Annotated in this window: 9 protein-coding genes; 3 read left to right on the top strand and 6 right to left on the bottom strand. The window is 66.1% G+C overall.

From position 1 onward, the window contains the following. Positions 1-209: 209 nt before the first annotated feature. The 5 genes from lgt to HOP53_RS12185 form a co-directional block, all read right to left on the bottom strand. Positions 210-1,004 carry a prolipoprotein diacylglyceryl transferase gene (lgt, locus tag HOP53_RS12205; RefSeq protein WP_234270291.1) on the bottom strand — a complete coding sequence of 265 codons (795 nt, stop codon included), beginning with the start codon at positions 1,002-1,004 and terminating at the stop codon, positions 210-212. A 126-nt stretch (positions 1,005-1,130) separates the two neighbouring features. Further along, positions 1,131-2,501, bottom strand: a complete 1,371-nt coding sequence (locus HOP53_RS21660) for a response regulator (protein ID WP_234270290.1) — start codon at positions 2,499-2,501, stop codon at positions 1,131-1,133. Positions 2,502-2,560: 59 nt separating this feature from the next. Next, positions 2,561-3,355, bottom strand: a complete 795-nt coding sequence (locus HOP53_RS12195; RefSeq protein WP_234270289.1) for an NRDE family protein — start codon at positions 3,353-3,355, stop codon at positions 2,561-2,563. 9 nt (positions 3,356-3,364) lie between these two features. Further along, the gene (gene ptsP / locus HOP53_RS12190) at positions 3,365-5,626 is read right to left on the bottom strand and encodes a phosphoenolpyruvate--protein phosphotransferase (protein WP_234270434.1); all 2,262 of its coding nucleotides are present in this window, start codon (positions 5,624-5,626) and stop codon (positions 3,365-3,367) included. 146 nt (positions 5,627-5,772) lie between these two features. Further along, positions 5,773-6,264: an RNA pyrophosphohydrolase gene (locus HOP53_RS12185; RefSeq protein WP_026037963.1), complete on the bottom strand. Its 492-nt coding sequence runs from the start codon at positions 6,262-6,264 to the stop codon at positions 5,773-5,775. A 197-nt stretch (positions 6,265-6,461) separates the two neighbouring features. Between HOP53_RS12185 and HOP53_RS12180 the strand changes: the two genes are divergently transcribed. Next, positions 6,462-7,118: a histidinol-phosphatase gene (locus tag HOP53_RS12180; RefSeq protein ID WP_234270288.1), complete on the top strand. Its 657-nt coding sequence runs from the start codon at positions 6,462-6,464 to the stop codon at positions 7,116-7,118. A gap of 120 nt (positions 7,119-7,238) precedes the next feature. On the opposite strand, the gene HOP53_RS12175 is transcribed toward HOP53_RS12180, so the two are convergent. Next, on the bottom strand, positions 7,239-8,213 hold the full coding sequence (locus HOP53_RS12175; protein WP_234270287.1) for a malate dehydrogenase: 975 nt from the start codon (positions 8,211-8,213) through the stop codon (positions 7,239-7,241). 358 nt (positions 8,214-8,571) lie between these two features. On the opposite strand from HOP53_RS12175, the gene HOP53_RS12170 reads away from it, so the two are divergent. Further along, the gene (locus HOP53_RS12170) at positions 8,572-9,738 is read left to right on the top strand and encodes an efflux RND transporter periplasmic adaptor subunit (RefSeq protein ID WP_234270286.1); all 1,167 of its coding nucleotides are present in this window, start codon (positions 8,572-8,574) and stop codon (positions 9,736-9,738) included. Positions 9,739-9,740: 2 nt separating this feature from the next. Next, positions 9,741-12,824 carry an efflux RND transporter permease subunit gene (locus tag HOP53_RS12165; protein ID WP_234270285.1) on the top strand — a complete coding sequence of 1,028 codons (3,084 nt, stop codon included), beginning with the start codon at positions 9,741-9,743 and terminating at the stop codon, positions 12,822-12,824. The last annotated feature ends 114 nt before the right edge of the window (positions 12,825-12,938 follow it).

Genomic DNA, 12,938 nt, shown 5'->3' with positions numbered 1-12,938 from the left:
GCGGCGATTGGAGAGCGGTCCGTTCGGTAGCGGGCCGCCCGAGCTGGGCGTTGTGGTCAGGCATCTTGGCAAGGCTCTATATATAGATGGTCGATTGGCAGTCGATCGATTGACCCGAGAGTCTACCGCCTCCGCTCACGCACTCCTACTCTCTGCGAGTATCACTGCGTAGCTTTCGTCGAGTTTCGCTGCCCCGCTGTCGTCGAGTTTCACTGCATCGCCTTGTCGCCCACCAGCGGCTGACGCCGCGACCAGGCGATGAGCAGGATACCGGAGAGGATCATCGGCAATGTCAGCAGCATGCCCATGGTGAACCAGCCGAAAGCCAGGTAGCCGATGTGGGCGTCCGGCAGGCGGTAGAACTCCACGCCGAAGCGGAATACCCCGTAGAGCAGCAGGAACAGACCGGAAACCAGCCCGCGCCGACGCGGCTGTGCCGACACCCACCACAGGATGACGAACATCACCAGGCCTTCGAGAAAGGCCTCGTAGAGCGCGGTGGGATGCCGCGGCTCCGGCCCCATACCGGGAAACGGCATGCCCCAGGGCATCTCGGTGACCCGCCCGGGCAGTTCGCGGTTGATGAAGTTGCCGATGCGCCCGGCCCCCAGACCGATCGGCACCATGGGCGCGAAGAAATCGGTCAGGCTGAAGAAGGCCATGCGCTTCTTGCGGGCGAACCAGAGGGCGGCCAGCAGCACACCGATCAGCCCGCCGTGAAAGCTCATACCGCCGTCCCAGACACGGAACACCCACAGCGGGTCGGCGGCCCACTGGCCCATGCCGTAGAACAGCGCATAGCCGAGGCGACCGCCGACCACCACCCCGATGGCGAGATAGAACAGCAGGTCGCCGACGTCGTCATGGGTGAGGCCGAAGCGATGGGCCCGCCGGCGTCCCAGCCACCAGGCCCCGACAAAGCCGATCACGTACATCAGGCCATACCAGTGCACCTGGAAGGGGCCGAGCGAGATGGCGACAGGATCGATATCGGGATAGTTCATGTGCACCTCGGAACAGAAAACGGAGCCTTGCCCCGGCCTGCAGACCGGAGGCGCAGACCGGGGCGGCATGAGGAGAGGTCCGCCGTCGATGAAAGAAACAGAGTCATGACGATGTGAGAAGCAGGGTCATGTCGGTGCGACATCCTGGAAGGCATCCGGCCGCCACTGTCGCAGCATGTCGATGAGCTCACGCGGACCATAGGGTTTGGCAAGGTAGTCGTCCATGCCGGCCTCGACGAAGCGCTGGCGGTCGCTGTCGGTGGCATTGGCGGTGAGCGCCACCAGGATGCTGCGGCCGGCCTCGGGGCCGAGCGCTTCCTGTTCGCGCCAGCGCCGAGCTGCCTCGATGCCGTCCATATCGGGCATGAAGATATCCATCAGCACCAGGTCATAGAACAGACGCTGCTGCTGCTCCAGGGCTTCCGGGCCACTGGCGACGCTGTCGACCCTGAGCCCCTGGGCCTCCAGCAGTTGGCTTGCCAGCATGCGGTTGACCGGACCGTCATCGACCACCAGCACCCGCAGCGGCTCCGCTGCCTGGCCTACGCTGGTCGGCGGTAGCAGCTCGCCCCGCTCCCCGGCCAGACTGTTGATCAGCAGCATGATGTCGGCGATACGCTCGCGCAGGTGGGCGTATCGCGACGAATCCCCGGCGCCTGCTTCACGTTGCATGCCCACGGCCAGCTCACTCAGCAGCGGCTCCAGCTCGCGCTGCAACAGCGTCAGGTAGTGCGACTTGAGCCGCGAATCCTCCCTCGCCCGCTCGCGGGCCGCCAGCAGATTGCCGAATTCGTGCATGCCGGCGCGCTCGAAGAGCAGCAGCTGATAGGGTGAGGCGTGAAGCCACTCCGCCCGGAAGGAGCGCCAGCGCCCCTCTCCATCGAGCACCTGCACCTCGACCAGCCTGTCCCCCGCATCGCCTCGCTCGATCAGTCGAGTCGCGGGGTCCTGCCCCCTCAGCGTGGCCAGGCTTTCGCCCAGCAGCTGCTCCATGGCCAGATTGGCACCGACGATCCGCCCCTGGTAGAGCAGCAGCGCCGGCCGCTGACTGCCGGCCAGCAGCGCATCGGGGCTCGGTACCAGCTCGAGTCGCGACTGCAGCTCGATCATACCGTCATGCAGGCGCTCCATGCGTCCCATCATCGAGTCGTCATGGGTCTCGAGTCGTCCCGGCTTGCCCAGCCAGCCCGGCAGCATCTGATCGGCTTCCAACAGCAGACGCTCGATACGCTCGAGGCGGCTCTCGGCTTGAGCCTCACATTCGCGAATGCGGTGGCGCAATTGCAGGAGAAAGGCCGAAGTGGTGAGGGTCGTGCCGACCAGCAGCGCCAGCAGCAGCCAGGCGGGGCCCGTCCAGGCGGCAGGATCGGGAGTGGCCAACCACAGCACGGCGCCTGCCAGCAGACACAGCAGCACCAGAGCCGCCTGGGCCAGCAGCAGCGGCCACAGCAGGGGCCATATCAGGTAAGACCATAAGCGGTCCTTGTGTACTACCACGGGCGTGCGTCCCTGTGCCAGATCCTGAGGGGTGAGTTTACGCCGCTACGTCCTGGCTGTCATGGCGACGCCAGGAACGAGTTGAGATGCAAGGCAATTTTCTCCCGCGTCATCCCCTGGGGCTGCCCACCCGGGCCGAAGCGACGCTCTTCCAGCACTGCGATGCCCGCACCGGCGTCCCACTCCAGCCAGGTAGTGGCACGGGTACCGTACTGCTCGCCGACGATGAAAGGCGGCGACAGCCGGCGCTCCAGCTCCAGCCCCACGCCGGTATCGGGCAGATGGCCATCGTCGGCCGGCAGCGTCTGGCCAAACGCCTCCAGCGCGTCCTCCGGCCAGCGACGACGCTGCGCGGTCGCCAGCCCCTGCCGAGCGGCGATCAGCTTGGGCCAGGGCGTATCGAGAGTGGCATTGGAGAGCCCGTGAAGACCGGCCGGAACCTGGGTGAGCAGCAGTTCGTCCCGACCGCGGTGCAGATGCCAGAGGCGCTCACCATCGCCCGCCAGCAGGTTGAAGCCGGCATAACGCCAGCCCTCGCCCGCGGCCAGTCTGTGCAGCCAGGCAGCGAGGTCGGGGCACTCCAGTGCGTCGCGCACGAGCTGTCCCCGGCTCGGCGCACCGGGCGCCACGGCGAGGGCAGGATCGCGCACGTTGGTCACCGCCGCGAATCGCCCGCGACGATGCACCGCCAGCCAGCTGCCACCGGCCTCGAGATCGCGGCCGCCGACGATGTCGGGGGCATCCTGCCACGCCGCCAGTGCAGCCGTCGGCCGTTGATGGAACTCGTCGCGGTTGGCCACCAGGCGCAGCGATATCGGCGCCTGCGGTCGAAAATCGAAAGCGATGAGACACATGAGTCGCGCTCAGTCCCGTGGCGGCAACAGGTGCGCCAGCTGCCATTCGCTGAGACGCCCGAACAGATGGCTGCGAACCGCCACCGGTGAATTTAGCGCCAGGGTTTCCCGAACCAGCGCCTTGGCGGCATCGATCGATACCCGACGAATGGCCGCTCTGACCCGGGGCAGGCTGGGGGCGTTCATGGAAAGGGAGTTGAAGCCCATCCCCATCAGCAGCAGCGCGCCGGCCGGATCGCCGGCCAGTTCGCCGCACACCGAGATCGGCTTCTTCAACCGCCTGGACTCCTCGGCCAGCCGCGCCATGGCACACAGCACGGCGGGATGGCAGGAGTCATAGAGACTCGCCACCCGAGGGTTGTTGCGATCCACCGCCAGCAGGTACTGGGTCAGGTCGTTGCTGCCGACGGAGAAGAAGTCGACCCGTTCAGCCAGTGCATCCAGTTGATAGAGCGTAGCGGGAACCTCCAGCATCACGCCTACCCGTGGCCGCGGCGAGACCACGCCCTCTTCGCCCAGCTCACGAATGGCACGGTCCAACAGGCGCAGCGCATCGTCGACTTCGTCGACGTTGGTCACCATGGGCAGCAGAATCTGCAGATTGTCGAGCCCCTGAGCGGCACGCAGCATGGCGCGCAGCTGCACCATCAGCACTTCGGGGTGATCGAGCGTGACCCGAATGCCGCGCCAGCCGAGGAAGGGGTTGGCTTCCTCGATGGGGAAATAGGGCAGGTCCTTGTCGCCGCCGATGTCGAGGGTACGCATGACCACCGGCAGCGGCGCAAAGCTCTCCAATTGATCGCGGTAGAGGCGCGCCTGCTCCTGCTCCCCCGGAAAGCGCTCGGCAATCATGAACGGTACTTCGGTGCGGTACAGACCCACGCCGCTGATGCGCTTCTTCAATGATACCGCGGTGTCGAAAGCCAGCCCGGTGTTGACCATCAGCGGCATCTCGTAGCCGTCGGGCGTCTCGCTGGGCAGGTCCTGCTCATGCTCCAGTACTTCCGTCAGCGCCACCTCTTCGGCGATCAGGCTGCTGTAGCGGGCTTTCAGCTCATCGGTAGGCCGCACGAAGAGCCGCCCCCGGTGCCCGTCGAGGACCACCTCGGCACCGGAGAGCCGCGGCAGCGGCAGGTCGACCATGCCCGACACCGTGGGAATGCCCATGGCCCGCGCCACGATCGCCACGTGAGAGGTACTCGAACCACGCATCGAGACCAGCCCGGCCAGACGCTCCCGCGGCACTTCGCCCAGCGTGGCGACGCTGATCTCGTCGCCCACCAGGATGGTGCTTTCGGGGAAATTGGCAGGAGTCTGGGGAGTCTCCTCCTGCAGATGCGCCAGCACCCGGCGGCCCAGGTCGCGCACATCGGCGGCCCGCTCGCGCAGGTAGTCGTCGTCGACCCGCTCCAGGTACTGCACGTGGCGTCGCACCACGTCGGCCAGTGCACCCGGGGCCCACTGCCCTTCGCGAATGCGCTTCTCCACTTCCTGGGAGAGCGCCGCTTCGCTGAGCATCTGCTGATAGACCTCGAACAGCGCCAGTTCCTGGGCCGAGATACGGTTGGCCAGGCGCTCGCCCGCCGCGCGAATCTCCTCGCGCACGCACTCGATGGCCTCCTTGAGGCGCGCGATCTCGTGCTCGACGTCGGTAGGGATCAGGTCGGGAACGCTGTCCAGATCGGCCAGAGGCGCCACCACCACCACCTCGCCGATGGCCATGCCGGGCGAGGCGGCAACGCCGGTGAACATGGCCTGCCCACCAGGCAGCGTAGGCTTGCTGAGACTACCCGTGGCTAGAGCGTGAGCCAGCACGCCGGCCAGTTGCGCGCCCATGGTGATGAGGAAGGCTTCATCCTCCTCATCGTAACGGCGTTTCTCACTCTGCTGTACGACGAGCACGCCGAGCATGCGCCGCTGGTGAATGATCGGCACGCCGAGAAAACTGGAGTAGCGCTCCTCGCCGGTAGCCTCGAAGTAACGGAAGCGTGGGTGCGAGGGTGCATCTTCCAGGTTGAGCGGTTCCTCGCGCTCGGCCACCAGGCCGACCAGCCCCTCGCCCACCCGCAGGGTCACCTGACCCACCGCCTGACTGTGCAGGCCAATGGTTTCCATCAGTACCAGCGCTTCTACCTCGGCATCGAAGAGATAGAAGGAGCACACGTCGGTGCGCATGGCCTTGCGGATACGGCGAACCATGGTCGCCAGCGCCGCATCGAGATTGCGTGCCCCGTTGACCTCCTGAATGACCCGGCGCAGCACCTCGAGCATCGGCGTCTTGCTTTCCATCGTTGTCGTCCCTCGCCTGCTCAGGAGTCAAGGCCAAGCACCGCCAGTGGTGGCAGCACTTACTAACGGGGCCCTGCGTTGCCCCTCTCGTACCGAACAGCGGTCGTACCGAACAGCGGTCTTACCGCTCAGCGCCCTTCCAGCGCCAGCCGCTGCGCCCGAGGCGACAGCTCGCTCAGCGCGCGGCGATACACCTCGCGCTTGAACGGCACCACCTGCCCCAGCGGATACCAGTAGCTGACCCAGCGCCAGTTATCGAACTCGGGCTTCTCCGAGCCGTCCATGCAGATACGGCTCTCCTGACAGCGAATCCGCAGCAGGAACCACTTCTGCTTCTGGCCGATACACACCGGCCTCGAATTCATGCGCACCATGCGTCGCGGCAAACGATAGCGCAGCCATCCCCGGGTACAGGCGAGCAGTTCGACGTCATCGGCGGTCAGGCCAATTTCCTCTTCCAGCTCTCGATAGAGCGCCTGTTGCGGTGTTTCGGTTGACTTGATGCCTCCCTGGGGAAACTGCCACGCATTCTGTCCTACCCGACGCGCCCAAAGCAGCTGCCCTCTGGCGTTGGCGATGATGATGCCAACGTTGGGGCGAAAGCCGTCAGCGTCGATCACGGACGTCACCTTGTGAAATTCATCGTTGCTTGCATTCTTCCACAAGGGCGCGAAGCGCATCAATACAACGTTGGGGCCGAACCGGCGACAGGAGAAAAAGCTCCGGCAGGCTTAGCAGCGAGGACGTTGTCTGACATAATCGCCAGCTTTCACGAAATGCAGCAAGTCATTACTCACCAAATCGCAAGGGGTAAGCCGTGAGTCTGGCCATTTTCGACCTGGACAATACCCTGCTCGCCATCGACAGCGACCACGCCTGGGGCGAGTTTCTGCTCGAACAGGGAGCAGTGGATGCCAAGGCCTACCGTGAAGCCAACGACCGCTTCATGGCCGACTATGAGGCGGGAACGCTGGACATTCATGCCTTTCTCACCGTGGCGCTCAAGCCGCTCGCCGACAACAGCCCCGAGCAGCTGGCCGCCTGGCATCAGCAGTTCATGGCCAGCAAGATCGAGCCCAACATCCTGGCCAAGGGTGAGGAGCTGCTGGCACGCCACCGCAGCCGTGGCGACACCCTGCTGATCATCACCGCCACCAACCGCTTCATCACCGGCCCCATCGCCGAGCGGCTGGGCGTGGATCATCTCATCGCGGTGGAGCCGGAGGTGCGCGACGGTCGCTACACCGGCCAGGTCAGCGGCACGCCTAGCTATCGTGAAGGCAAGGTCAAGCGCCTGGAGGAGTGGCTGGCTGACAAGGACTACACCCTGGACGACGCCTGGTTCTACAGCGACTCCCACAACGACCTGGCGCTGCTGGAGCTGGTGGAGCACCCCGTGGCGGTGGACCCCGACGCCACCCTGCGCGAGGTGGCCGAACGCCGCGGCTGGCGCATCATGAGCCTGCGCGACTGACCCCTGGCCCGCCCGCCATACACAAAACCCCGAAAGCCTAGGCTTTCGGGGTTTTTCTTTACTGCCTGTCAACTCACCTACCAACTACACTGCTCGGCGATTCACTCGCACAAGCATTTGTCAGCCAAGCAGGTGTTCAACTGCGGCGCGCTCTTCCCGCAGCTCATCTTCGGTGGCCTTCATCTTGGCGCGGCTGAACTCGTCGATCTCCAGACCCTGGACGATCTCGTAGTCGCCGTTCTGGCAGCGCACCGGGTAGGAGTAGATGATGCCTTCGGCAATGCCGTAGCTGCCGTCGGACGGGATCGCCATGCTCACCACGCCATCGGTACCCAGCGCCCAGTCGCGCATGTGGTCGATGGCGGAAGAGGCGGCGGAAGCGGCGGAAGAGGCACCGCGCGCCTTGATGATTGCCGCGCCGCGCTGCTGCACGGTGGGGATGAAGTCATTCTCGTACCAGTCGCGCTCGACCAGATCGAAAGCCGGCTTGCCGGCCACCTTGGTGTGGGCCAGATCCGGGTACTGGGTGGCGCTGTGGTTGCCCCAGATGATCATGCTGTCCACGTCGGTGACGCGCTTGCCGGTCTTCTGAGCCAGCTGGGTCAGGGCGCGGTTGTGATCCAGACGGGTCATCGCGGTGAACTGACGCGGGCTCAGGTCGGGCGCGTTGCAGGAGGCGATCAGGGCATTGGTGTTAGCCGGGTTGCCCACCACCAGCACGCGCACGTTGCGGCTGGCGTTGTCGTTCAGCGCCTTGCCTTGCACGGAGAAGATCGCCGCATTGGCTTCCAGCAGGTCCTTGCGCTCCATGCCCGGTCCGCGCGGACGGGCGCCGACCAGCAGAGCGAAATCGGCATCCTTGAAGGCGACGTTCGGGTCGTCGGTGGCGACGATGTCCTGCACCAACGGGAAGGCGCAGTCGTTCACTTCCATGACCACGCCGTTGAGCGCGTCCATGGCCTGGGGAATCTCGAGCAGCTGGAGAATGACGGGCTGATCCGGGCCCAGCATGTCGCCCGCGGCAATACGGAAGATAAGGGAGTAGCTGATCTGGCCGGCACCGCCGGTAATGGCAATACGTACGGGATCTTTCATTGTTGCTCCTTCGGTTGAGCCGCCATGAAGGAAACGCTGTACAAATGTCTACGCGAGCGAATCGTTCAGCATTTCCTGAGGATGAGCCGTGCGGGCGTCTGCCCACCCTGGCCGGGATTCGGACCGCAAGATGGTATGCTTGCATTGCACAAAACTCAATCCGACCTCCGACTAGGGAAAACCCGGCACATTCGATACCCCTCGGCGCGACTGCCACCTTTTTCGGCTTTTGCGCTATCATGCAATGCTTGATTAGCCGAGTAGGCGGCACGATTCAGCCAGCTTGGCTCCGCGCGACGCAGCACTCGCTGCACAGGCTCGTCTACCGTATTCCTGCTATCGAACCAGGGAAGGCCGCATGCTGAGACGTCCCCCTATTTCCGCGCTGCTGGCCGCTCTGGTGCTGCTGGCTCTGCTGCTGTGGCTGGCACTCGGCGACGTGCAGCGCTTCCAGCAGCAGGCGCCCACCGCGGAAGCACCGCCCGCCGACACCCTGCCCCGGGTCGAATACCGTCACAGCAGCGCCGTCGCCTACCAGCCACAGCGGGTGGTGCAGGGCCAGCTGGTGGCCTTTCGCGAGGTCGAGCTGCGCACTCGCCATGCCGGCCGGGTCGTCGAATTGCCGGTCACCCAGGGCAGCGGAGTGGAAGCCGGCTCGCCTCTGCTGGCGCTGTCGCGCGATGCCCTGGAAGCACAGCTGCAGCGCGCCGAGGATCGGCTCGAACTGGCCAGGGCCGAGCTGGCCGGGGCCGACAGCTTACGTCAGCGCAACCTGATCTCTCAGCCCGAACTGCTGGGCCTGCAGAGCAGCGTCAGCGTGGCAGCGGCCGAGCTGGCCGAGCTGCGCCAGACGCTGGAGGAGACGCGTCCCACGGCCCCCTTCGACGGCGTCGTGGACCGTCTTCATGTGGAACTGGGTGAAGTGCTGCAGATCGGCGATCCCTATGCCCGCCTGATCGACGACCGCCGCCTCAAGGCCAGCGCCTGGGCAGCCCAACGCGATGCCCCCGACCTTGCCCCCGGGCTGCCCGTCGAGGCGCGACTGCTGGACGGCAGCCGCCTTACCGGCGAGCTGACCCACGTCGCCAGCCGCGCCGACGAGTCCACCCGCTCCTTCTATATCGAAGCCGAATTCGACAACGCGGACCGCCGCCGGCTGGCAGGCGCCAGCGCGACACTGGCGATCACCCTGCCTGAGCGCGAGGTACACCAGCTCTCACCCGCCCTGCTCGAGCTGAACGATGAGGGCCGGCTGCGGGTCAAGCATCTCGACGAGGAGGACCGGGTGGTGAGCACCCCGGTCAGCCTGGTCGCCGCCGACGCCACCCAAGCCCGGGTTGCCGGACTGCCCGAGACCATTCGCCTGATCACCCTGGGCAGCGGCTTCGTCGCCCAAGGCGATGAGGTCATCGCCGTACCGACGCCAAGCGAAAGCGACAACGGCACTCTCGACGAGGATGCCGCCACAGACAGTAGCAGCGAAGACGACACGACCAGCGAACGCGCAGAGCAGGAGACCCCCTGACCATGCGCACCCTGATCGAGGCCGCACTGGACCGGTCGCGCACCACCCTGCTGTTGCTGCTGGCGCTGCTGCTGGCGGGCCTTGCCGCCTGGCAGGCGGTGCCCAAGGAAGCCAATCCGGACGTTCCCATCCCCATCATCTACGTCTCGCTGGCCCTGGAAGGGGTGAGCCCCGAGGATGGCGAACGGCTGCTGGTGCGGCCCATGGAACAGGAACTGCGCACCATCGAGGGCGTGCGCAAGATGACCTCCCAGGCCAGCGAAGGTCACGCTGCGGTGACCCTGGAATTCGACGCCGGCTTCGACCCGCGCCAGGCGCTGGCCGACGTGCGCGAGCGGGTCGATATCGCCAACGCCTCGCTGCCCGACGAGGCCGAGGAGCCGCGGGTCTTCGAGGTCAACGTCGGCCTCTTCCCGGTGCTGACCCTGGGGCTCTCGGGCCCCATCGAGGAGACCCGGCGGCTGGCCATCGCCCGCCAACTGCAGGATGCCTTCGAGGGCGTGCCCGAAGTGCTCGAAGTGGAGATCGGCGGCGAGCGCGAAGAGCTGATGGAGATCGTCATCGACCCGCTGGTGCTCGACAGCTACGGCGTCGACTTCGACACCCTGTTCAACCTGATCACCCGCAACAACCGCCTGGTCGCCGCCGGCAGCCTGGACACCGGCGCCGGCCGCAGCCCGGTCAAGGTTCCCGGCATCATCGAGTCGCTGGACGACGTGCTCGGCATGCCGGTGAAGGTCGACGGCGACCGGGTGGTCACCTTCTCCGACGTGGGCTGGATCCACCCCACCTTCAAGGACCCGACCGGTTTCGCCCGCATCGACGACGAGCCGGCCCTGGTGCTGGAGATCTCCAAGCGTGCCGGCGCCAACCTGATCGCCACCATCGAGGGGGTGCGCGAGATCCTCGCCCAGGCCGCACCGCTGCTGCCCGAGGAGCTCTCGATCACCACCATCATGGACCAGTCGGTGACCGTCGATCAGATGCTCTCGGAGCTGCTCAACAACGTGCTCACCGCCGTGGTGCTGGTGCTGATCGTGATCCTGGCCGCCATGGGCGTACGCTCGGCGCTGATGGTGGGGCTGACCATCCCCGGCGCCTTCCTCACCGGTATCCTGCTGATCTGGGCCATTGGATATACCCTCAACATCGTGGTGCTGTTCGCCCTCATCTTGGTTGCCGGCATGCTGGTGGATGGCGCCATCGTGGTCAGCGAGCTGGCCGACCGCCACCTGCGCGAGGGTCAGCCGCCGCGGCAGGCCTGGGTCAACGCCGCCTCACGCATGAGTTGGCCGGTAATCGCCGCCACCGCCACCACCCTGGCGGTGTTCTTCCCGCTGCTGTTCTGGCCCGGCGTGGTGGGCGAGTTCATGAAGTACCTGCCGGCCACGGTGATCCTCTGCCTGCTCGCCTCGCTGGCCATGGCGCTGATCTTCCTGCCCACCCTGGGCGGCGTGTTCAGCGTGCGCGCCAGCCGGACCGTGCACGGCGAGGAGATGATCACCGCCGGCGGGCGCCTGTATCGCACCACCCTGGCGCGACTGCTGGCCTGGCCGGGCATGACGCTGACGATCGCCCTGCTGCTGATGGCGCTGATCTTCGTCGGCTACGGCCGCTTCAACCACGGCGTCGAGTTCTTTCCCGCCGTCGAGCCGGAAAATGCCCAGGTGATGGTACGCGCCCGTGGCGACTTCTCCGCGCTGGAGAAGGACGCCATCGTGCGCCGAGTGGAAGCGCGCCTGGCCGGCATGAGCGAGGTGCAGGCGCTCTATGCCCGCTCCTACGCCATCCCCAACGAGCAGCTCGGTAGCGACGTGATCGGTACGGTGCAGTTCCAATTGATCGACTGGCAGGAACGCCGCCCGGCCCGGGTGATCATGAACGAGATGGCCGAACGCACCGCCGACCTGCCCGGCGTGGTACTGGAGTTCCGCGAGCAGGACATGGGCCCCGGTGCCGGCAAGCCGATCGTGCTGGAGGTGAGCGCCCAGCAGGAGGCCGACAGCGAGGCAGCGGTGGAAGCCATCCGGCGTGAAATGGAGCGTCTGGGCGGTTTCCGCGACATCGAGGACAACCGCAGCCTGCCCGGTATCGAGTGGCGGCTCAACGTGGATCGCGCCGCCGCCGCCAGGCTCGGCGCCGATGTGGCCGCGGTGGGCAGCGCCGTGCAGCTGGTCACCAACGGCCTGCAGGTGGCAAGCTACCGCCCCGCTCACGCCCCCGACGAAGTCGACATCAGCGTGCGCTTCCCCCATGACTGGCGCAGCATCGATCAGTTGGATCGTCTGACTCTCAACACCTCCCGCGGCCAGGTGCCGATCTCCCACTTCGCCAGCCTCGAGCCTGCACCACGGGTCGGCACCCTGCACCGCATCGACGGTCAGCGTGCCATCACCCTGGAGGCGGACGTGGCCGAAGGCTACCAGCCCGACGAGCGGCTGCGCGCCCTGCTGGCGGCGCTGGGCCCACCGCCGGAGGGCGTGCGCGTCAACGTGGCCGGCGAACAGGAGGACCAGGAGGAAGCCAGCCGCTTCCTGATCACCGCCTTCCTCGTTGCGATCGGGTTGATGCTGCTGATCCTCGTTACTCAGTTCAACAGCCTCTATCAGGCCCTGCTGGTGCTCTCGGCCATCGTCTTCTCCACCGCCGGCGTGCTGATGGGCCTGCTGATCAACGGCCAGCCGTTCGGCATCGTCATGGTGGGCATGGGCATCATTGCCCTGGCGGGTATCGTGGTGAACAACAACATCGTGCTGATCGACACCTACAACGAGTTGCGGCGCGCGGGGCTGGCGCCCTACGACGCCGCCCTGGAGGCCGGCGGCCTGCGCCTGCGCCCGGTGCTGCTCACCGCCATCACCACCGTGCTCGGGCTGATGCCGATGGTGCTGGAGATCAACGTCAACCTGTTCGCCCCGAGCCTGGGATTCGGTGCTCCCTCCACCCAATGGTGGACCCAGCTCTCCAGCGCTATCGCCGGCGGCCTGGTGTTCGCCACCGGACTGACGCTACTGCTGACGCCGTGCATGCTGGTACTGTGGCAGCGTCGCTCGAAGCAGGAAGCGGCAGAGCCCGCCAAGGCCTAAACCACATCGTGGCGCATAGAAAGCGCGCACACGAAAACGCCGCCCCGGGTCTGAACCGGGGCGGCGCCGAAATGGAGCGGTCCGCGGGCCTGCTAGAGAGCGGTTCGTAGAACC

The organism is Billgrantia ethanolica (genome assembly GCF_021404305.1).
GTDB lineage: Bacteria > Pseudomonadota > Gammaproteobacteria > Pseudomonadales > Halomonadaceae > Halomonas > Halomonas ethanolica.
The sequence above is the reverse complement of the archived record's forward strand: the minus strand, read 5'-3'. Positions and strand labels throughout refer to the sequence as shown.